The organism is Flavobacterium sp. KBS0721 (genome assembly GCF_002007065.3).
Lineage (GTDB): Bacteria > Bacteroidota > Bacteroidia > Flavobacteriales > Flavobacteriaceae > Flavobacterium > Flavobacterium piscis.
The window spans coordinates 2,692,784-2,714,514 of record NZ_CP042170.1 but is presented as its reverse complement, the minus strand read 5'-3'; the positions used below and the strand labels follow the sequence as shown (position 1 = coordinate 2,714,514).

Sequence of the window (21,731 nt, the reverse complement as noted above, 5' to 3'; positions counted from 1 at the left end):
TTATCCATTTAGGAAAACGATAATTTTAACCTCAACAAAAAACATACATCATAAAAAAAACCTAGTCAAATTTAATATATCTCAAAATACACCCTTATTTAACTATAATTTACGAATGTTAATTTCTTTAACATAAATACTGTTAAATCACAACAAATCGTTAATGTTGAGGTAATGTATAGTTTTTTTAGTCTGTTTTTTGATGTACTATACAGCCAGAATGTATTCGACTAAACCGTTTTCGTGCTGCAAATCCATTTTTTTACGCAAACGATACCTTTTAATCTCTACGCTTCGAACAGAAATATTAAATAAAGGAGCGATTTCTTTTGATGATAGATTCAAACGCAAATAGGCACAAAGACGCAGATCGTTTGGAGTAAGTATAGGATGGAGTTGTTTAATTCTTTTTAGAAAATCCTTATCAGCATTATCAAAAGCCTCTTTAAAAACGTTCCATGAATCTTCTTCGGTGATATTTTTATTTATTGTACTTATGACCGATTTGATATTACTGCTATCGTTTTGATTGGTCTTTTTTAAATCTTCCTTAATAAAGGCTAATAATTCATTCTTACTGTTTAAACTCATGGTCGATACTGCCAGCTCTCTGTTTTTATTGTCAACATCCTGAGAAAGCTGCTCGTTTCTAAGCTTCATTAATTGCTGCTCATTTTCAAGTTCTTTAATCTCCAGTAAAAGATTATTTTCTTCTATTAACTTCTCTTTTTGCTTATGATAGTAATTGCGATACGCTTTATTTACAAAATAGGCCAAAACCATCATGAGAAGAAAATAAATAAACCAAGCCAAATTTGTCAAATACCAGGGTTTTAAAACCACAAATGTATAGGTGGCTGTATTTTGCAAAATGGTATTGGCATACTTTGCCCTTACTTTAAAGGTATATTTGCCCGGTGCCAGGTTTTTAAAATTCACTGTAGCCTTTGTACTCCATTCGCTCCAATCGTTCTGAAAACCTTCTAGTAAATACTGATATTCTGAGTTGATGTACTTATTATATTCCGGAACTGTGTAGTTTAAAGTGATGTTGTTTTCATTTGACTTAAATTCTCCTTCGCTCTGAATTGCAACATTCCTTAAAGTTTCATTTTGTTTATTAATGGTAATATCAGTAATGAATACAGTATAGTTTTTAAAGCTTAAATCTTCAATATTCAATGTATAATAACCATCAGTTGTACCTATTAAATAAGTCGATTTCGAAATTTGTGTAATGTTCTCGAATCCCAACATCGAATTGGTCAAAGAAGAAGGAATAGGGATGATATTCTGTTTTAACTGATTGCTTAACTTACTGGCAGAAAAATAATGAATATAGTTTTTAGAAAACAGCCAGATTTTGTTCGAATTGTCTACGATTAACTTTCCGGATGTATATTCGTCTTTTTCGAAAATTGAACTTAATACAGCATCTTTTTCAAATAGTTTTGTAGTTGGATTTAATTTAAAAATTCCGTCTTTGTATGCATAATAAATAGCATTATTAAATTTGACTAAACTCGCATTTTTACCTTTTTCAGGAGATTTATAAGTGTAAAATCCCTTTGTTTTTGATAAAGTCTGATCTAGTTTTAATCTAAAAATTCCTTTGTATTCATGACTTACATAAACATCAAAATTCTTGGTGATTTCAAAATAACGCGACGAATAATCAAAACCCTGAATTTTATTTTTAAAAATCCACTGATTGTTTACTTTTTCTAAAACCGCAATTCCGTAATAATTCCCCTGAAGTAATTTGTTCTTGGCATTGGGAACAGGTTCGAATTTCCAGGTTCCCGAAGCAGAAAATATACTTCTTGCCGAATCGTTCGCTATAATAAAAGTTCCTGAGTCGTGCCCGCAAAAAAGCGTATTATCATATACAAAAAGTGACCAAACCTGACCTTTTGTTCCGTTTATAAATTTAAACTCAGAGTTGCTTTGAATATTTTTGTAAAACAATCCCTGATTGGTTCCTACATACAGCAAACCATTAAAAGTAGCCGAGGCATATACCGTTCCCAAAACTCCGGTATCATCTGTAAAGCTGTGTACAGGAGAGTTGATATTGATACAATTGATTCCGTTATCAAGGCCCGCCCATAAATTGCGATCCTTATCTTCAAAAAGAGATAAAGCAGTATTATTGCTCAGCCCTTTGCTTTGCGAAATATGATATTTCATCTTTCCTGTATCTGACAAAATAAAAATCCCGTTCGAAACTGTACCCAAAGCAAAACTTCCGTCTTCGAGAAGCTGACTGCTATATACAAAACTTGATTTTAGTTCAGCATCTACATCTGTTGTAAAACGTGTTAGAGTACTTCCTGATAATTTATAAATACCATCCAGTTGTGTCTGAATTAGTAAACCATCTTCTGTGGTAAATATATTTACCATCGTGAATTTTTTAAGAATAGGATTATCCGATACTAATTTGGCTTTACCACTTTCTATTTCAAAAAGTCCTTCATTTATTGTTTGGAAATAAATGGCATTTTTATTTGCGAATGATTTAACAACGCCATTTTTTGGCGCAATGATTTTAAATTTTCCGGTTTTGGTATCATAAATATAAATTCGATTTAAGGATTGAAATAAAATCCACTGATCGTATTTTAGAATATTCCAAAATTGTTCATCATCTAAAATTTTATTTTTGATGGTATCGCTGAGCGAAGTATATTTTAGTTTACCATTTGTTTGCCTTGTCCAGTAGCCAAAATTCATATAACAGCCGGTGAAAATTTTATTTCCAATTACTTTTACAGATCGCATTATGGTTTCATTGGGCGTAGGATATAATTGCCAATTTGTACCATTATATTCTAAAAGACCTTCATTGTTGGCAAAATACAAATAGTTTTGATCGTCCTGAGAAATCATCCAACTTTGATTTCCGGCACCGTACACTGAAGATGAATACTTGATGATGGGCGGAAACTCCTGCGAAAACAAGAGAAAACTGATCGAAAAAAGCAGCAAAGTACATTTAGTTTTCAAATTGAGCCATTGTATTAAATTATTATTAAAACAGTTCTAAAATAGCTTATTTTACAATGAAACTACAAATTTTTAATCAAGAAAATATATTGCGTCCCAATCTACTTCAACCCTGAAAATAAATTATACAAACTGTTTTCTTATTGTTTACATTCTCTAACAATGGGAATTATGTTAAAATTTGGAACAATGGCATTAACAAAACTCAATTCAAAATTGATTACTTTTGTAAAAATTGACTTTTTGTATGCAGATTGATCTTTCTACACTCGACCCAAAACATAATATTATAATTAAAGGAGCACAGGTACATAATTTAAAAAATGTAGATGTCGCTATTCCCAGAAACAAACTTGTTGTCATCACAGGTCTTTCAGGATCAGGTAAATCAAGCTTAGCTTTCGATACTTTGTATGCCGAAGGACAACGCCGTTATGTAGAGAGTTTATCCTCTTACGCGCGTCAGTTTCTTGGACGATTAGACAAGCCAAAAGTAGAATATATAAAAGGTATTGCTCCTGCAATTGCTATTGAACAAAAAGTAAATACAACGAACGCACGATCGACTGTAGGAACTTCGACTGAAATCTACGATTACATGAAGCTTCTTTTCGCAAGAATTGGTCGTACTTTTTCTCCGATTTCCGGACTCGAAGTCAAAAAAAACACCGTTACTGATGTTGTTTCAGATGTAAAAAGTATGGAACCGGACAGCAAATGGATGCTTCTGTCTCCTATTCATCTTGAAGAAGGAAGGAAACTCGAAGACAAGCTAAAAGTATTGCTGCAACAAGGTTTTGCCCGTGTTCTGGTAGATAACGAAATGGTTCGTTTAGATGAATTTACACCTACAGAAATTCATAAATTAGACAATAAAGATATCTTATTGATTATTGACAGAATTGTAGTTAAGGACGAAGAAGAGTTTTATAATCGTTTGGCCGATGCTGTACAAACTGCTTTTTTTGAGGGTAAAGGAATTTGTTACCTTCAGGAAGTAGGCTCAGATAAAAGATTTACGTATTCGAATAATTTTGAATTGGACGGCATTACGTTCTTAGAACCCAACGTTCATTTATTTAGTTTTAATAATCCATACGGCGCGTGTCCGGTTTGCGAAGGTTACGGAAATATTATTGGCATTGATGCCGATTTAGTAGTACCAAATACTTCCTTATCTGTTTTTGAAAATGCTATTTATCCATGGCGAGGAGACAGCATGAGCTGGTATAAAGACGAATTGATAAAACACGCTTATAAATTTGATTTTCCTATTCATAAACCTTATTTCGAACTCACCGAAGATCAAAAGGACCTGATCTGGAAAGGAAACAGTTATTTTCAAGGCTTGAACGGATTCTTTAAAGAACTTGAAGAAAAAAATTATAAAATTCAAAATCGAGTAATGTTATCCCGTTACCGCGGAAAAACAAAATGTCATGCCTGTCGCGGAAAACGTTTACGCGAAGAGGCTTCTTATGTAAAAATCAACGGTAAAACGGTTTCTGATTTAGTCGATTTGCCTATTAAACATTTGGTTACTTTTTTCAAAAACATTGATTTAGATGTTTACGAACAGCAAATTGCAAAACGTTTGATGGTCGAAATCAACAACCGTTTATCATTTTTAACCGAAGTTGGCTTAGATTATCTGACTTTAAACAGAAATTCTGCAACACTTTCCGGTGGAGAATCGCAGCGTATTAATCTGGCTACTTCGTTAGGTAGTAGTTTAGTTGGTTCAATGTATATTCTTGACGAGCCAAGTATTGGTTTGCATCCTAAAGATTCTGAACGATTGATCAAAGTCTTATTATCGCTTCGTGATCTGGGCAATACCGTTATTGTTGTAGAACACGATGAAGATATCATGAAAGCTGCAGATATGATTATTGATATTGGTCCCGAAGCAGGAACTTTTGGAGGTCATCTCGTTGCTCAGGGAACTTATGATGAAATTCTAAAATCGGATTCGTTAACTGCGAAATATCTTAATGGAGATTTAGAGATTTCGGTTCCTAAAAAGAGACGAAAATTCAAAAATCATATTGATATTGTTGGTGCGAGAGAAAACAACTTAAAAAATATTAATGTTACTTTTCCTCTTGATGTTCTAACGGTGATTACCGGAGTTTCAGGAAGTGGAAAAAGTACTTTGATTAAGAAGATCTTATTTCCGGCCATGCAGAAAAAACTGGAAAATGCAGCTGAAAAAGCAGGTCAGTTCAGTGATATAAAAGGTTCATTTTCACAGATCAAACATATCGAATATGTTGATCAAAACCCGATTGGAAGAAGCTCAAGATCAAATCCTGTAACATACATCAAAGCGTATGATGATATTCGTGATTTATATGCCAAAGAAAAATTATCTAAAATAAGAGGTTATCAGGCCAAACATTTTTCTTTTAATGTTGATGGAGGTCGTTGCGAAACCTGTAAAGGAGAAGGCTCAATAAACGTCGAGATGGTCTTTATGGCCGATGTATCGCTGCCGTGTGAAACTTGTGGAGGAAAAAGATTTAAAAAAGAAATTTTAGAAATCACTTTCGATGATAAAAACATCAACGATATTCTAACCATGACTATCGATGACGCTATTGCCTTTTTCGATAAAAATAAACAAGCAAAAATTACCCAGAAACTTCAGCCATTGCAAGATGTTGGTTTAGGTTATGTGCAATTAGGTCAGTCTTCTTCTACTCTTTCCGGTGGAGAAGCGCAACGTATTAAACTGGCTTCGTTTTTAGTAAAAGGAGCAACAAAAGACAAGGCTTTATTTGTTTTTGATGAACCTACAACGGGTTTACATTTTCATGATATCAAAAAGTTATTAGCTTCTTTTGATGCATTAATAGAAAAAGGACATTCTATAATTGTCATCGAACACAATCTTGATCTTATAAAATGCGCTGACTGGATTATCGATTTAGGTCCCGAAGGCGGAGAAAATGGAGGACATTTATTGGCTACAGGAACTCCTGAAGAGGTTGCGAAAGAAAAAAAATCGGTTACGGGAATTTATTTAAAGGATAAATTATAAAAAAAAAGACACTAAGATGCTAAGTTACTAAGGTGCTAAGTTTTCAATTTGCACTCTTTTCAGTACTTTAATTATACAACAAATAAAAATTCCAAATTCCAATGATCTTATTAATCATATTGGAATTTGGAATTTTTTAATTTTTTGTGATTTAAATTTGTTAAGCTACTAAACATCGTTCTTCAAAGGGGAAACCATCTTCATCGATGGCAACTAATACTTTTTTTTGTTTTGATGCCTCAATTGTCAAGTACAGCCATGCAAATGACCACAATCCTAAGGTTAGACAAAAAATAATGAAATTTAAACCATGATTTACTACTTTTCCGCCTTTTGAAAGGACTGCAAAAAGGAATTCATCATTTCTTTCTTCTAATGTGAATCCGTTATGAACTTTGTTTGATATCATATTAGAAAACACTTGTAAGCTCTGCTCCTGACTAAGTCCATTGTTCTTCATAATCATTAAGTAAAAAATTAATCCAAATACTGCAAAAATTACTCCACGCTTTTTAACATTTTCAGCGTAGTAATCCAACTTAATAAACATAATAACACACACTTTTATTGTCTTAAATGAGATCTTTTTTACCCTATTAAGGAAAGTGTTGCTAAATTCTTAGCTAAAGTTAATTTTTATAAAATTAACTTCAAAATAAATTAGTGTTAAATTTTTAAGATTAGTAGTACATTATCAATTTGTTAGCTTTTATTCTTAATACTAAAAGAAGGTGCTTCATAATCATTTTTTAAGTAACTTTCAGGAATAGTAGTATTATTTCCGTCGCGTACAGCATTATAATGCGGTGACATAATTTCGATTCCGGCAGCATTAAATGAATCCTGAATATTTTGATGCAATGAGGAATAGATCATTGGTTGCTTTGTAGGGTGTTTCGTATATACATTAATTTGATAGGAAACATAAAAGTCATCCAGGCTGGTTTGCAACACAAAAGGCGATGGAGTCTGCTCGATCATGTCCGTTTTTAATGCAGCTTCAATCAAAGCTTTATGAATGTCTTTCCAGGGCACATCATAACCAATTGAAACAACAGTATGAATTAACAAACCGTTGTTAACCTGTTTTGTATTAGAGGAATAATTGGTAGAGATACTCGATAACACAGTGGCATTTGGTATCGTAATATCTTCAAATTTTGGTGTTCTTATTCGGGTAACTAAAGCTGTTTTCTCTATCACTTCTCCGCTTACATCTCCTATTTTTATAAAATCACCTATTTTAAACGGGCGCATATAGGTAATAACCAATCCAGCTACCATATTGGCAATAGCATTTGACGAACCTAATGAAAATAAAATTCCAACAAAAACAGAAACACCTTTGAAAATTGGAGAGTCTGATCCCGGCAAATACGGGAATATAATAACAACCATGAACGCCAGCAATAGAAACCTGATGATATTAAATGTAGGCATTGCCCAATCACTATAAAAGCCATCAATTTTTATATTCTCTTTTTTTATCTCATCAAAAAAGAAACGGATCACTTTTATGGTATATTTAAAAATGAAAACAATTACTACGATTGTAACAAAGCTTGGTAAAAAATCAATAAATCCCATGACAGCCAATTTTGCAGGCGTAAGAATCCATCGTAATAATGTTGTTGTATATGCTTCTGTAGCCGGAAAAATACTAAACAATAATGGCAGTGAAAAATAAACAATCAAAACCAATGTAAAACCTTTTACAATGCTATACAATCGCATCAATAATGACTGTTGCTTTTGTGGCGAAAGAATACTGATATTGTTATAAGTAAAACCTTTAAAATATTTATCACTATTTTTAAGAATATGCAAGCGTATCCTATTAAATATTTTACCCACAAAATATAAAATTACTCCAATAATAAGAATCAGCAAGGCAGTGTATCCAAGTCTTTTAGGCAGCATCGAATAATTCTCGTTTTGATAAAGAACTGCTTTTTTTATTGCGTTTAAATTTCGTTTGGCAATAAATTCGGTGCTTTGATTTTCAGCTTTTGCATCAATATCCAAAATTGACATAATGATGAAGTCATTTTTATATACGATGTCTTTTGAAATATCAGAGGGAACAACGAGAATAGAATCTTCTTCAAAAAAAGAATCTTCATATAGTTTTCTGATTTTTTCGGTAATGGCATTTGCCCTGTTTTCGGCAGAAAAAGAACCAACTTTATTATAAACATAAAAAAGTGTATCCTTAAATGGATTTACAGGATATCCTTTTTGTTTTAATTCAGGTGCAACTTTTTTTGAAGTTTGTAAACTGTCTTTTTGAGCAAAAACCAATGAAGAAAACAAAACAATAAAAAACACTAAAAAACAAAGTAATTTCTTTTTCATATCTTGTTAGAAATAAATGGGTTATCCTTCTAACAAATATAAAAACAAAATAGATTTAAATTTAAATTACTTTTTATTTTCTCAATAAAATCGTACTAAATTTTAATTCCAATCTTTCGTAAAAGCATATCGATCACTTTATTAATATCGGGAGAAATATTAAACCTGTAATTTAAGTAAACATATAAAATAGTTACCAAAATAGATTTTAAAGCAATACTAATTAATTGATAAAAAGGAAATTCCCAGAAATAAAACAGTAAAAACAAAGCCAGTGTAAGCAACATCGAATATACCGTTTGTTTGGTAAACGGATATAGATGAAGTTTTTTTACCACAAAAAGAAGCTTTGCCAAACTATATAAAGTAATAGACAATAAAGTAGCAAAAGCAGAACCAAAGATTCCGAAAATCGGGATAAAGATCATGTTTAATACAATGGTCAAAAACACCAATAACAGTCCTAAATACAGCACCATTCGGTAATATTTAGTATTAAAAATAATGGCATTATTGTTTCCTAAAATTAAATCAAAATACTTCGATAATCCAATCATAAATACAACGGCGATTCCTCCACTATATTCTTTAGGAACCAATTCGTATAACTGGCTGATATTTACAAATATGCACAACATGACAAAACCACCTACCATTTGTAGATTTATTGAGGTCTTTTTGTAAAGCTGATTTAACTCATCGTGTTTGTTTTCATGCATCAATTTAGCCGTAATTGGATATACAATTTGATGCATCGCACGGCTTGGAACAGAAATTACCAAAGCAATATAAGTAGCAACTGAGTAATAAGCAATATTCTCAATCTTCATATATTGGTTCAGCATCAGTTTATCTCCATCTAAAAGTAAATTGGCAACACTTCCCGACAAAATAATGAAGAAAGTATATTCCATTACATCTTTTACGTTCTGAGGAATATTGATTTGAAACTTAGGTCTCTTAATGTAAAAAGCATAAAACATAGTAACTATAAAGGCTACAAAATAAATTCCTGCTGTTACATATACAAACTGAATAAGCGAGATCCAGTTAAGGTACAAACCTACCAAAGCAAAAGTCGAAAATAATCTTAACCCGACTTCTTTAATAAAATTTCCAAAAACAGAATGCATATGCACTCTCGCCCAGGCATAGAAAATTTCAAAATACGCCATACAAATCCCAATAAAAGGAATCAGAAGCATAAACTCCTTTACAACAGGATTTTTCTTAGTTACAAATGCTGTAATATCATCAAAGAAAAAAACACCAATAATCCCTAGCGGAATACACATTAGTATTGGAAACAAGGCTGTAAACGATAAAAACTCTTCCCTTTCTTCTTCGGTTTTATATTGCGAATAAAATTTAACCAGGGTGTTTTGCATGCCAATCGCAAATAATGGCATAATAACATTTGCTGCTGATAAAATGTAATTTGTTAATGCGTAATAAGTTGCACCTAAATAAACCGGGTATAAATAAAGTGTGTTGATGGCTCCAATAGCGAAACCTATATAAGTAATAATTGTATTTTTGAAAGACTGATTTAAAACAATACCCATGTTCAGATTGCAGAGTTTAGATTGTAGAGTTTAGATTTTTGATTTTCTGCTCTCTTTTTATTTTTGAAATTATGAATGTTTTTTATTTGATCAATTGTGCCAATTGCTTTGTAAGGCTTTTTCTCGAATATTGTTGTAAACCAACACCATGAGATTGTAATTTCCCTTCCAAAAATTGATTGTAAAAGTCCAAAATTACACTTTTTAACTTCGCCTTTTCAGAATAATCAAAAAATACTCCTGTATTGGTCTCTTTAATGATATCGGCAAAATCTGATCCGTTTGGACCAATAGCAATTATTGGTCGGTTAGAGACCATATATTCAAACAATTTACCAGGAATAATACTTTTAGTATCTTCAGAATTAATCTCGATTAAAAGTAAAACCTGCGATTTTTTTTGATGTGCAATGGCTTCGTGATGCGAAACATATCCCAAAAGGTTCAAATAATCATTCAGATTAAATTCCTTAATACTATCTAAAACTTCCTGACTTACTGCTCCTATCAGTTTAATTTCTAAATGCGATTTAAAATCAGGTATTTCATGAAGCAATTCTACCAAACATTCCCATAAAAATTTTGGGTTTCTGTCAGATAAAAACGAACCAATATGTGCCAAAGTAAATTTGGTATCTAAAGTCTGTTTTTCTACATTTTCGATATCGTAACCATTGGTAATTACCGAAATTGGTTTATTGGTAATAGACTGAAATTCGGTTTTGGTAGTTTTACTCGTTACAATAATAGTATCTGCAGTATTAAGCACTTTATATTCTAAGCTTTTATGTTTTTTAGCAGCATAAGTAGATAAACGCAAAGCTTTATGATAGCCAATTGTTGTCCACGGATCGCGAAAGTCAGCAAACCATTTTACATTTAGTTTTTCTTTTAATTCTAAACCTATCAAATGCAAACTGTGTGGTGGTCCCGAAGTTACAATGGTATCAATATTATTTTCCTTGATATATTTCTCCAGATAAGCCACTGAAGGTTTTACCCAAAAAACACGGGCATCGGGAATAAAAAGATTTCCCCGAATCCAAAGAAATGTTTTATCCAGGAAAGTTTGTTTTTTCTTATGAGGAAAAATTCCGGAGCTGATTTTTTTGGTTTTATTCTTCGAAAAAATGGATGCCAATTGGTAAGGCTCCCATATTTTATTTTTAAGAACAATCGCTTTATCAGAGACTTGGCTTACCAAACCTTCATCAATTATTGGATATGTCGGATTTTCAGGAATGTAAACAATGGGCTGAATATCAAATTCAGGTAAATATTTTACAAATTTTAACCAACGCTGTACTCCCGGACCTCCGGCAGGCGGAAAATAATAAGTAATGATTAAGAGTTTTTTTTGTTCCATTCGATCATTTAGTTTCACAGAGATTCATAAAGCGTTCGCCAAGTTTCACAAAGCTTTTAAGATTATTTTTGAGTATCTCCGTGAATTTTTTGTGAATCTTTGCGGTAGAATTTTTCGAAATAAACTCCGCCAATCAGCAACAATAACATTCCAATTGAACTGGCTAAAGTTATGATACTTCCTGTTTTTACAACCTGAGGTTCAAATTTAAACTCAATAGTATGTTGTCCGCCAGGAACTTCCATTGCTCGTAAAACGTAATCAACCGGAAAATGTGTTGTTAACTCACCATCAATATACGCATTCCATCCATTTTTATAATATATTTCAGAGAATACCGCTAAACCATCTTTCTTATTATCAGACTTGTATTTGATATAATTTGGTTTGTACTCTACTACTTTAATAGTTCCTGTTGTATCCCAAGGTTTCTTTAAACGGGCGCTTCTAAATTTACCTTCGTGTTCACGAACATTAAAAACGGCTACTTTTTTAGTATCGATATGATCCAAAGCCTTCATCACATCATCGGGCTTATTTACTAATTTTACAGTACTGACGAACCAGGCATTTCCGTTTGTATTTGGGTTTATCGTTGGAAATTCTTTTCCTTCTTTATCGGTTTGAATGATATACTTTACATTCAGCATATCCAAAACTTCCATATTGTTTTTTGCAATCTGATAGTCGAATAACTGCTGCATTCTTCTAGGTTTTGCTGCATGATATCCTCCTAAAGAATGGTGGAAATAAGAAGCACGAGCGCTGGACATATTACCATTTACTTCAAAAACCCTGTAATGTGTTGTGTCTTTTAAAATCTGAGCATCAGATGGCGTTTCCTGAAACGGAGCCGCAATTTGAGCAGGACTCACAAAATCTTTAGCCGAAACATACTTTTTATCGACAAAAAACAAATCGAAAATCATTAAAAGACCAACAATAATCAAAGTTGTATTTTGAGCCAATTTATTTTTAATGAATAACCATAAAATTCCAAAAGTCAATACTATAAAAAAGCCTGAACGTAATAAATCTGCAGAATACAGCGTCATTCTATCCTCTTTTAAGGCATCAACAAAAGCTGGTCCGTAGCTTTCTAAGAAATAATTATCGCTGCTTCCTGTAAAGTGAAACATGCTTTTAGCAAATACTAAAATTATAATTATCCCAATACCAAAAACACCCGTTTGCACAAGGGCTTTCTGTTGTAATTTAGGTTCATCTTTTGCTTTAAAGAAAGACTGCAATCCCATAATAGCCAAAACAGGAAAACACAATTCAAGAATAACCTGAATAGATGAAACCGCTCTAAACTTATCGTACATAGGCACGTAATCGATAAAAAAGTCTGTCAATAAAGAGAAGTTTTTACCCCATGAAAGTACCAATGCTACTAATGCACCTGAAAGGAATACGTATTTTATTTTTCTATCATCAATAAATAATGCCAAAACTCCTAAAAAGAAAACCACAACCCCAATATATGCCGGAGCTGCAACAATAGGCTGGTCTCCCCAATACGTTGGCATTCCGGACACAAAGTCCTGAGCTTGCTCTGATGGAACTCCTTGTTCGATCATAAACGAATACATACGGCTATCTGTTCCTACATTTTCATGATTAGAACCTCCAAAAAGTCTAGGTGCAATTAGATTAAAACTTTCAGGAATTCCGTAACTGTATTCTGTAATATATTCGCGGCTTAAAGCATTTTCGTTTGTTTTTTTAAATCCATCCGGATTAAAAGTCAATTCGCTGTTACTACGAGTACTAAATTTAGCATACTCGCTAGTTGCCATTAAATTGGTAGAATTGGCGCCAATGGCAAAAATTCCTGCTACAGCCAAAACTCCAATCGCTGTTAAAAGAGGCTTGTATTCTTTTTCTTTGATAAAATTAAAAGCAAAATAACCCGACAATATCAATAAGAAAATCAATAAATAATAGGTCATTTGAAAGTGGTTGGCATTAATTTCTAATGCAACCGCAAACATGGTGAGCAAACCTCCCCAAATATATTTTTTCTGAAAAACCAGTATAAATCCGGCAATAACAAGCGGCATATAAGCAATCGCGTGCGCTTTTGCATTATGACCAACTCCCAGAATAATAATTAAATACGTCGAAAAACCGAACGCAATTGCTCCAATAAATGCTTTTAAGGGATCGGTTTTTAAAACCAATAATAAGCCATAGAAACCTAAGAAATATAAAAACAGATAATCTGCAGGACGAGGTAAAAAACGTAAAATATCGTCTAAATGTCCTATAAAATCGTTAGGATAATTTGCTCCCAACTGATAGGTTGGCATACCACCAAATGCTGAATTGGTCCAATAAGGCTCAGAATGCTCTGTCGCTCTAAAATCATTTTGCTCTTTAGCCATTCCGGTATATTGAGCAATATCCGATTGGAAGATTTGTTTTCCCTGTAAAACCGGGTAAAAATAAATTAAAGAAACGATAATAAAGCCCAATATAACAAGGGCATGCGGATAGAACTTATTTACTATTTTCAATTTAGACTGGTTTGGGTTAAATGATGCATCCTATAACTCTAGGACGCAAACTTAATCTATTTCTTCGTAATCAACATAATCGCCCACCTTTTTGGTTTCGCGCGGTTTTTTTGCATTGGCCGTATCAATAATGATTTCATCATTATTGATAGGTGTTTTTTGCCATGTAGTTCCCTGACTATATTGTTGTTGTCTCTGAAAATTCTCCCCTGCTTTTTCAACCGCTTTTTTCACCAAAACAGGTAAAAAGATTTTGGCTAAAAATTTAAAAATATAATAAAACGCAATAATCCACATTATCGTTTTAAACAAATTTGTAAAAGATGCTTCTTGCATGATCATATAATTTTTTTCCAAAATTAATAAATCCATTGTTTAAAATTAAAATATCAATCTTAAATAAATAATAAAATATAGTACATTTGAAATGCGTTATTACTTTTTAATCCAAAAACACATTTATGTTAAAAAATAAAAACTTATTTATTGCAGCTCTTTGTTTTGTTCCTCAATTATTTTTTGCGCAATATACTGATGTTATTAACTCTAATCGCCCTGGCGAAACAATGTCTGCATACGCAGTAGGGAAATCTGTAATTCAGGCAGAATTGGGTGTTTACGGCATCAAAGAAAAACATGATTTATTAGATTATGATGCAAGCGGTTTTGGTACAGATTTAACTTTGCGCTATGGTGCGTTTTTAGAAAAATTAGAGCTTATTCTGGACATACAATACCAAATGGAAAATTTTGATACTCCATACACCAGTTACAAAAAGAATAATTTCAGGCAAACCGTTTTAGGAGCAAAATATTTAATTTACGATCCTTATCAAAACTACAAAAAAGAGGCTAATATTTATAGCTACAAAGCCAATCATAGTTTTAACTGGCGCGAATTAATTCCAGCAGTTTCTATTTTTGCAGGAGCCAATTTTACGGGTGCTGATAATCCATATTACTTTTCGCCGCAATCTGCTATATCCCCTAAAGTGGCTTTGATTACGCAAAATTTATTTGGAGGAGGAAAATGGGTTTTTGTAACCAATATTATTGCCGATTATATTACAACAGACTATCCTAGTTATGGTTATGTGTTAACATTAACCCACGGATTTAATGACAAATGGTCTGGTTTTGTTGAAAATCAAGGCTACAAAAGCGATTTCTATAGCGATGCAATTGTTCGTGGCGGAGCTGCTTACTTAATCAATTCTAATCTTCAGGTTGATGCTTCTGTTAGTACCAATTTCAAAAATACACCTTCGGTATTATACGGAGGAGTTGGTGTTTCATGGCGTTATGACGGAAGTTATAAAGAAAAGCAAATGGAGTTTAAAGGCAGAGAAAAAGCAAAAAAGAACAAGGATAACCAGATGGAACAAAGAGAAATCGATTATCAGGCAAAAGAAAGAAAGCGTAAATCGAAATACGAATAAATTTTAATAACAACTTCTCTCTATAAAGAGACAATTTACATACTGAATCTTGATGATTACAATTAAAGAAGCCAAAACAAAAAAGGAACTAACTGATTATGTCAAATTTCCGTTTTCTCTCTATAAAGACAATCCGTATTGGGTTCCTCCTATTATTGCAGACGAATTAGAATCTTTTGATAAAACAAAAAATCCTGCTTTTGAAAACGCCGAAGCCTATTTTTATCTGGCATACAAAGACAATCAAATTGTTGGAAGAATTACAGCAATCATCAACTGGTCTGAGGTAAATAATCAGCACAAAAGAAAAGTACGTTTTGGATGGTTTGATGTTATCGATGATATCGAAGTAACAAAGGCCTTATTAGAAAAAGTATACGAGTTAGGAAGACAACATCAGCTGGAACATGCCGAAGGACCAATGGGTTTTTCTAACCTGGACAAAGTTGGTGTTCTTACAGAAGGTTACGACCAAATGGGAACCATGATCACCTGGTACAATAATCCTTATTATGTCACTCATTTTGAACAATTGGGTTTTCAGGTAGAAAAGGAATATATTGAAAGTATTTTTCCTTTTTCGAATGTTAAACCTGAATTTTTTCTGAAAGCACAGGAATTAATCAAAAAAAGATACTGTCTAAGATCATTAACATTTACCAAGACAAAAGACATTATGCCACATGTGGATAAAATGTTTGATTTGTTTAATGAATCGTATGCTAAACTGGCTTCTTTCGTAGCGATATCAGATGTTCAGAAAGAATATTTTAAGAAGAAATACATCAGCTTTATCAATCCCGAGTATATTAAATTTGTGGTAGATAAAGACGATAAACTTGTTGCTTTTAGCATTGTAATGCCTAGTTTTTCTGAGGCTTTGCAAAAAGCAAAAGGAAAGCTATTCCCTTTTGGATTTATCCACTTATTAAAAGCAAGAAAACAAAGTAAAGACGTTGTTTTTTACCTTATTGGAGTTCATCCTGATTACCAAAACAAGGGAGTTACAGCCATTATTTTTGATGAATATTATAGAACGTTCTCAGAAAAAGGAATTCAAAATTGCATCAGAACTCCTGAATTAGCCGAAAACACCGCCATACATTTGTTATGGAAGAATTTTGATCCAAAAATTCATTGCCAGAGAAAAACATACCTGAAATATCTTTAGTATTCAATTCTCATTAGCAGTTTTCAGTTTAAACATTAAAAATAGTAAATGTTAACCATTGGAATTTGTAGTGAATGCAAAAGTGAATTTTATAAACAATCTTCTGCCATGGAACATTTATGTCCTGAATGCGCAAGTGCATTGTACGGATATAAAAATTGCCAGCATGAGTTTGCAAATGTCCGATGCAAAAAATGTTATTGGAACGGCAATTCAAGTGATTATATCGATCAATTAAAATCACAGCAATAGTATAAAAATTAAAAAATCCATTCTCCCCAAAGAATGGATTTTTTTTTAAATAATAGCAGAATAAAAAGCTTATTCTGCTTTACAATCAACTTTTGTTAATGTATTTTTTTGATCAAATTTTAGTAGTTTTTTATCTTTAAAAGAAACTTTACCATTTGCTTCTACAACATCACCATATCCTTCATAAAGAATTCCTTCTCTTTCAATAAAAGCAACTTCTCTGATAGATGAAACACCTTCTGACATAAAAGTATAATCCGCAATTAGCGTATCACCTTTCATATTCCCTATCAAAGTTCCTTCATTTTTATCCTTTCCTGCTATATTATAGCTTAATTTTCCATTTACTTCCTGATGTGAGTTTACATTGTAACTCAGTTCAATTTTACTGGCACCTGTAGACGCATAACATTGATCTCCTGATGACTCAACAATTTGGGCTTCTTTTGGTGCTTTTGGTGTAATTTCTACCGGTTCTGCAACTTGATCTTTTTTACAAGAAGCAAAAACACTTAAAGTAATAATGGTAAAGGCTAGTATTTTCTTCATGTTTTTTGTTTTAATAATTAGTTGATATAAAATTACTGTAAATAAAAAAAATCCATTCGCATAACGAATGGATTTTTTTACATAATTCCCATATTAGGAATCTATTTTAAGAAATTAAGCGTCTAAATCTACTGTAGTTCTGCTTGCAATTTCTTTGTAAGTACCGTTTTCCAATTTTTCACGAATCGCTTCAAATGCTGTTAACGTTTCATCGATATCAGCTAGAGTATGTGAAGTTGTTGGAATCATTCTCAACAAAATAATTCCTTTCGGGATTACCGGATAAATTACAATCGATAAGAAAATACCGTAGTTTTCTCTTAAATCATTTACCATCACCATTGCTTCCGGAACACTTCCTTGTAAATAAACAGGTGTTACGCAAGTGTTTGTATCTCCAATATTAAAGTTTCTTGAACGCAAACCGTTTTGTAATGCATTTACATTTTCCCAAAGTTTATCTTTCAATTCAGGATGATTACGCAATAATTCTAAACGTTTCAAAGAACCAATTGTTTGAATCATTGGTAATGCTTTTGCAAACATCTGAGAACGTAAATTATATTTTAAATAATCAATAATATCCTGATCAGCAGCTACAAAAGCACCAATATTTGCCATTGATTTTGCAAAAGTCGAAAAGTAAACATCAATACCATCCTGAACTCCCTGCTCCTCACCTGCTCCGGCTCCTGTTTTACCAAGAGTTCCAAAACCGTGTGCATCATCTACTAATAAACGGAAATTATATTTTTCTTTTAAAGCAACAATTTCTTTTAATTTACCTTGTTGCCCTCTCATTCCAAAAACACCTTCGGTAATAAATAAAATACCTCCGCCTGTTTCTGTTGCCATTTTGGTAGCACGCTGCAGGTTTTTCTCCATACTTTCAAGATCATTGTGCTTGTAAGTAAAACGTTTACCCATATGCAAACGAACACCATCAATGATACAAGCGTGAGAATCTACATCGTAAACTATAATGTCATTTTTAGTCACCAAAGCATCAATAATAGACACCATTCCCTGATAACCAAAATTCAATAAATATGCAGCCGGTTTCATTACAAACTCAGCTAATTCGTTTTCTAATTGCTCATGATATTTAGTATGTCCTGACATCATACGGGCTCCCATTGGGTAAGCTGCACCAAACTGAGTTGCAGCATCAATATCTGCCTGACGAACCTCTGGATGATTCGCAAGACCTAAATAGTCATTCAAACTCCAATTTAAAATATCTTTTCCGCCAAATTTCATTCTTGGACCAAGTTCCCCTTCTAATTTAGGGAATACAAAATACCCCTCAGCTTGTGAAGCCCATTTTCCTAGTGGTCCTTTATTGTTCTGAATTCTTTCGAATAAATCTTTTACCATAAATATATTTTGAAGTAATAATTTTCTTTTAACAGGGTGCAAAAATAATGATTATTATTCTAAAATCGAGTTTGCCTCTTATTTTTATTAAAAATAATCAGATTGCAACTATCAAACCCTATTTATTTATAACACTTCCTGAGTATATACTGATTTAGAATTAAGCTTAATTTAAATTTAATGGAATATTTTATGTAACATGATTTTTATCATTATAAAAGACCAATTCACCACTTACTTTTACTGTGTATTAAAAACAAATCAAAATTGATTTTAATCAAATATTATTTAGCAACAATTAACAACAACCATAAACTAAAAATTACGCATTTAAATAGATTGATTCATTAGTAAGAGTAAGGGTGATTTTAATTAATCGCCCTTATTTTTTTATTTTAAGTTCTGATATAATCATCAAAATCAAACCTGCAACAATCAATACACTTGTTACAAAAATAGCTTCATAATACCATGACAATACTCCTTTATTAAAATAAAAAAGCGCTCCCTGAAGAAACAATAATATCTCTGTAAAAATATAGCCCAAAACAAAACATTTTACTCCTGACCGAATTAAAGTCGACTTACCTGAAAGTAATTTATTCTGAAATAAAATTCCAAACAAAAATCCTGTAATAATTCCTAAAGTAGTTAAATGAATAAAACCAATTACAAGTCCTCTAATTTGGTGCGAAGATGAAGCTATATCAGGAACAAGAAGCATTAACTGAAAAATAATTTTAAGAAATAAGGAACAAATCGCTAAACAATATACCATTTTTGCCGTACCACTCAAAGCAGCTTTAAAACCAAAAACTTGCGGCTTTAGCATTTTATAAAAATACAAAAAAGCAAAAAGCTGTAACACTACACCAATACCATTACTATAACCTATTAAACTATTCTTTACATACCAACTTACCGGAAATGCAACGGTTGCAATTGTTGAGACGATAAGCAATATAAAAAACACTTTAAAACGACTTTTTTCTACTTCATTTTTAAATTGCTTTAAAAACAGAGCCAAAACAGCAAATAGAAACCACCCGTTGAATTGAAAGTGAAGAAAAAACTGAATTGCAATTTGGTAAAAAACGCTCTGTTTACCCACTAAACTTATTATTGGGCCTAAGCACCAAATTCCGATAGTAGAAAATATCATGAACAAAATGGCTGCTAATAATATCTTTTTGTTCATTCTTTTGCCTTTACAGCAATCCCGCCACACGAGCCAACAAAAAATATAACTTAATAAAATATGTAATGTCGAAAATAGGATAGAAAACAAGGCATAACCCTGAACAGGAAAAGCAATCATCATACCTATTACCGAAAATTCAGTAAGCCAAAATAATTGATTGTAAATTGGTTTAATGCTCTTATGTTTTGGAATAAAAAAGTAAACGATTAAAACATAAATCATCAAATAAGTCCACCCCAACATAGCCACATGAGAATGAGCGTGTAGCAAAAAGCTGTAGTTGACACTTGCTACAGGAAATAAGTAAAGAAAACGCATCAACAACCCCATAAGTGAGGCTATCAGAAAATTAAAAAAACAAACTATTATCCAGCTTTTTAGCACGCTTATTTTAGTTGGGTATTTCATTTTTTAACAAGATTAAAAATATTTCAGAAAAGCTTAAGCCCTTTTAAGCACTAAAAATGCACCGAAAGAATATAATAATCTTTAAGTGCATTTTTAGTAAAAAAACTATTTTAAGAAAATTCTTTTTCTAAAATTATAGCTTTAGGAAACAATATATTATTTTCTAAATGAATATGGGTATGCAGGTTTTCTTCAAACTCTCTTAACATTGCGAATGTTACCTTATAAGTCGTACATCCATCGCTTGGTGCTGTGTAATTATTCGTTAGATTAGAAATTTCATTAAATCGTTCGCCCTCTACCTCATGTTCATGTATCATCGTGGCAATTGGGTTAGCCACTGATCCAAAAGCTGGCTTATTTACGGCTTCTCCTCTGCCTATAGCTTTTACCATGTCCTTTATGAAGGGAAACAAAATAAATTCTTCTTTTTTCATGTGTTGTGATAATTCATTAACACACTGAATAAACAAATCATTTATCTTAAATAATTCCTGATGTCTGGCTCCATGAACATTACAAAGTTTACTTAAAAACTGTATTATAATAACTGATTTATCTACCACATAACGATGATGCGTTTTTTCGATATAATCTGCCAGTAAATCCAAAGGCCACGAGTTAAAATCGATAGTATTTGAATCTTCAGCAAGTAAAACTTCGTTGATTTTTTTAAGCAAAACTCTTGTATCTATATTTTGTTTTAGGCAAACTTCATTAATTGTCTTCTGTCCTTTGCAACAAAAATCAATTTTGTATTTTGAAAATACCGCTGCTGTTCTAAAGTCCTCTGTAACGAAAGCTGCAACTGTTTTATCTCTTAAATTTTCCATAATTATTATTTTATATTGGTATGTAGTTAATTTTAAATAAAAGACAAATTAATCTTTTATTAGTTTAAGAAAAAACCCTAACCCAAAATGTGCGGATTAGAGTCCTTTATTTATTCAACAATTAAAACACCTTTCATCATAGCATAATGCCCGGGAAATGAGCATAAAAAATTATATGTTCCTTTTTTATCTATCGTAAATTCAATTGTATCCTGTTCTCCTCCGCCCAGTAATTTTGTATGCGCAATAATCGAAGCTTTTTCTGAATCAGGGATATAATCCGTTTCCTGAGCTGCTGCTGCTTTAACAGCAAAACCCGCTTCATTAATACCTTCCTTTAAGATCACCACATTATGGCCCATTGCTTGTTTAGGTATTTTGCCGGTATGCTTTAAAGTTAAAGTGATTGGTTTTCCGGCTTGAGCTCTTAGCTCATTGGTACTAAACTGCATTTCATCGTTTCCTGTAATAACTAAAACATTACTGACTGCTGCAGGATGCCCCTCATCAGTTATAGTTTTGTTGATTTCTGTTGATTCATCAGTGGGTTCAGTCTCTTTTTTTCCGCAAGAAGTAATTGCCAGGCACCCCAATAGCATTACAATCGAAATTTTAATTTTTTTATTCATCTCTATTTATTT

The 21,731-nt window shown here is 32.3% G+C and carries 16 protein-coding genes; 4 read left to right on the top strand and 12 right to left on the bottom strand.

The annotated features are described in order from the left end of the window. Positions 1-207: 207 nt before the first annotated feature. Complete coding sequence (locus B0M43_RS11910; RefSeq protein ID WP_246860226.1) at positions 208-3,009, bottom strand: triple tyrosine motif-containing protein; 2,802 nt, start codon at positions 3,007-3,009, stop codon at positions 208-210. Between the two features lie 247 nt (positions 3,010-3,256). Between B0M43_RS11910 and uvrA the strand changes: the two genes are divergently transcribed. After that, a complete protein-coding gene (gene uvrA, locus B0M43_RS11905; protein WP_078008189.1) occupies positions 3,257-6,052 on the top strand; it encodes an excinuclease ABC subunit UvrA in 2,796 nt (931 codons plus the stop codon). A 160-nt stretch (positions 6,053-6,212) separates the two neighbouring features. Here uvrA and B0M43_RS11900 read toward each other — a convergent pair whose 3' ends face one another. From B0M43_RS11900 to B0M43_RS11875, 6 genes are all read right to left on the bottom strand, one after another. Beyond that, complete coding sequence (locus tag B0M43_RS11900; protein WP_243397543.1) at positions 6,213-6,602, bottom strand: hypothetical protein; 390 nt, start codon at positions 6,600-6,602, stop codon at positions 6,213-6,215. A 152-nt stretch (positions 6,603-6,754) separates the two neighbouring features. Continuing rightward, the gene (locus tag B0M43_RS11895; protein ID WP_078008190.1) at positions 6,755-8,407 is read right to left on the bottom strand and encodes a mechanosensitive ion channel family protein; all 1,653 of its coding nucleotides are present in this window, start codon (positions 8,405-8,407) and stop codon (positions 6,755-6,757) included. Positions 8,408-8,502: 95 nt separating this feature from the next. Next, positions 8,503-9,972 carry a lipopolysaccharide biosynthesis protein gene (locus B0M43_RS11890; RefSeq protein ID WP_065447815.1) on the bottom strand — a complete coding sequence of 490 codons (1,470 nt, stop codon included), beginning with the start codon at positions 9,970-9,972 and terminating at the stop codon, positions 8,503-8,505. Between the two features lie 82 nt (positions 9,973-10,054). Then, positions 10,055-11,338 carry a glycosyltransferase family 4 protein gene (locus B0M43_RS11885; RefSeq protein ID WP_078008191.1) on the bottom strand — a complete coding sequence of 428 codons (1,284 nt, stop codon included), beginning with the start codon at positions 11,336-11,338 and terminating at the stop codon, positions 10,055-10,057. Between the two features lie 62 nt (positions 11,339-11,400). Then, entirely contained in the window at positions 11,401-13,860 is a 2,460-nt protein-coding gene (locus B0M43_RS11880) for a YfhO family protein (protein WP_078008192.1), read from the bottom strand. Positions 13,861-13,911: 51 nt separating this feature from the next. Next, on the bottom strand, positions 13,912-14,232 hold the full coding sequence (locus tag B0M43_RS11875) for a DUF4834 family protein (protein ID WP_078008193.1): 321 nt from the start codon (positions 14,230-14,232) through the stop codon (positions 13,912-13,914). Between the two features lie 89 nt (positions 14,233-14,321). Here B0M43_RS11875 and B0M43_RS11870 point away from each other — a divergent pair, with 89 nt between their 5' ends. Genes B0M43_RS11870 through B0M43_RS11860 form a run of 3 tightly spaced genes read left to right on the top strand, consistent with a single transcriptional unit; the run spans position 14,322 to position 16,708 of the window. Further along, positions 14,322-15,299: a transporter gene (locus B0M43_RS11870; protein WP_065447812.1), complete on the top strand. Its 978-nt coding sequence runs from the start codon at positions 14,322-14,324 to the stop codon at positions 15,297-15,299. 52 nt (positions 15,300-15,351) lie between these two features. After that, entirely contained in the window at positions 15,352-16,470 is a 1,119-nt protein-coding gene (locus tag B0M43_RS11865) for a GTP cyclohydrolase (RefSeq protein WP_078008194.1), read from the top strand. A 58-nt stretch (positions 16,471-16,528) separates the two neighbouring features. After that, on the top strand, positions 16,529-16,708 hold the full coding sequence (locus B0M43_RS11860) for a hypothetical protein (RefSeq protein ID WP_168199936.1): 180 nt from the start codon (positions 16,529-16,531) through the stop codon (positions 16,706-16,708). An 83-nt stretch (positions 16,709-16,791) separates the two neighbouring features. On the opposite strand, the gene B0M43_RS11855 is transcribed toward B0M43_RS11860, so the two are convergent. From B0M43_RS11855 to azu, 5 genes are all read right to left on the bottom strand, one after another. Beyond that, the gene (locus B0M43_RS11855; protein WP_065447809.1) at positions 16,792-17,271 is read right to left on the bottom strand and encodes a hypothetical protein; all 480 of its coding nucleotides are present in this window, start codon (positions 17,269-17,271) and stop codon (positions 16,792-16,794) included. 114 nt (positions 17,272-17,385) lie between these two features. Beyond that, a complete protein-coding gene (locus tag B0M43_RS11850; protein ID WP_065447968.1) occupies positions 17,386-18,648 on the bottom strand; it encodes a pyridoxal phosphate-dependent aminotransferase family protein in 1,263 nt (420 codons plus the stop codon). Positions 18,649-19,030: 382 nt separating this feature from the next. After that, entirely contained in the window at positions 19,031-19,846 is an 816-nt protein-coding gene (locus tag B0M43_RS11845; protein ID WP_246860225.1) for a hypothetical protein, read from the bottom strand. A gap of 521 nt (positions 19,847-20,367) precedes the next feature. Next, positions 20,368-21,090, bottom strand: a complete 723-nt coding sequence (gene ric / locus B0M43_RS11840) for an iron-sulfur cluster repair di-iron protein (protein WP_078008197.1) — start codon at positions 21,088-21,090, stop codon at positions 20,368-20,370. A 110-nt stretch (positions 21,091-21,200) separates the two neighbouring features. Next, positions 21,201-21,719, bottom strand: coding sequence for an azurin (gene azu / locus B0M43_RS11835; RefSeq protein ID WP_078008198.1), 519 nt, complete (start codon positions 21,717-21,719; stop codon positions 21,201-21,203). Between the last annotated feature and the right edge of the window lie 12 nt (positions 21,720-21,731).

What these genes read in the sequence shown, in the direction of transcription:
- uvrA (WP_078008189.1), top strand. Translation starts at nt 3,257, where the DNA reads ATGCAGATTGATCTTTCTACACTCGACCCAAAACATAATATTATAATT.
- B0M43_RS11900 (WP_243397543.1), bottom strand. Translation starts at nt 6,602, where the DNA reads ATGTTTATTAAGTTGGATTACTACGCTGAAAATGTTAAAAAGCGTGGA.
- B0M43_RS11895 (WP_078008190.1), bottom strand. Translation starts at nt 8,407, where the DNA reads ATGAAAAAGAAATTACTTTGTTTTTTAGTGTTTTTTATTGTTTTGTTT.
- B0M43_RS11890 (WP_065447815.1), bottom strand. Translation starts at nt 9,972, where the DNA reads ATGGGTATTGTTTTAAATCAGTCTTTCAAAAATACAATTATTACTTAT.
- B0M43_RS11885 (WP_078008191.1), bottom strand. Translation starts at nt 11,338, where the DNA reads ATGGAACAAAAAAAACTCTTAATCATTACTTATTATTTTCCGCCTGCC.
- B0M43_RS11875 (WP_078008193.1), bottom strand. Translation starts at nt 14,232, where the DNA reads ATGGATTTATTAATTTTGGAAAAAAATTATATGATCATGCAAGAAGCA.
- B0M43_RS11870 (WP_065447812.1), top strand. Translation starts at nt 14,322, where the DNA reads ATGTTAAAAAATAAAAACTTATTTATTGCAGCTCTTTGTTTTGTTCCT.
- B0M43_RS11865 (WP_078008194.1), top strand. Translation starts at nt 15,352, where the DNA reads ATGATTACAATTAAAGAAGCCAAAACAAAAAAGGAACTAACTGATTAT.
- B0M43_RS11855 (WP_065447809.1), bottom strand. Translation starts at nt 17,271, where the DNA reads ATGAAGAAAATACTAGCCTTTACCATTATTACTTTAAGTGTTTTTGCT.
- B0M43_RS11850 (WP_065447968.1), bottom strand. Translation starts at nt 18,648, where the DNA reads ATGGTAAAAGATTTATTCGAAAGAATTCAGAACAATAAAGGACCACTA.
- B0M43_RS11845 (WP_246860225.1), bottom strand. Translation starts at nt 19,846, where the DNA reads ATGAACAAAAAGATATTATTAGCAGCCATTTTGTTCATGATATTTTCT.
- ric (WP_078008197.1), bottom strand. Translation starts at nt 21,090, where the DNA reads ATGGAAAATTTAAGAGATAAAACAGTTGCAGCTTTCGTTACAGAGGAC.
- azu (WP_078008198.1), bottom strand. Translation starts at nt 21,719, where the DNA reads ATGAATAAAAAAATTAAAATTTCGATTGTAATGCTATTGGGGTGCCTG.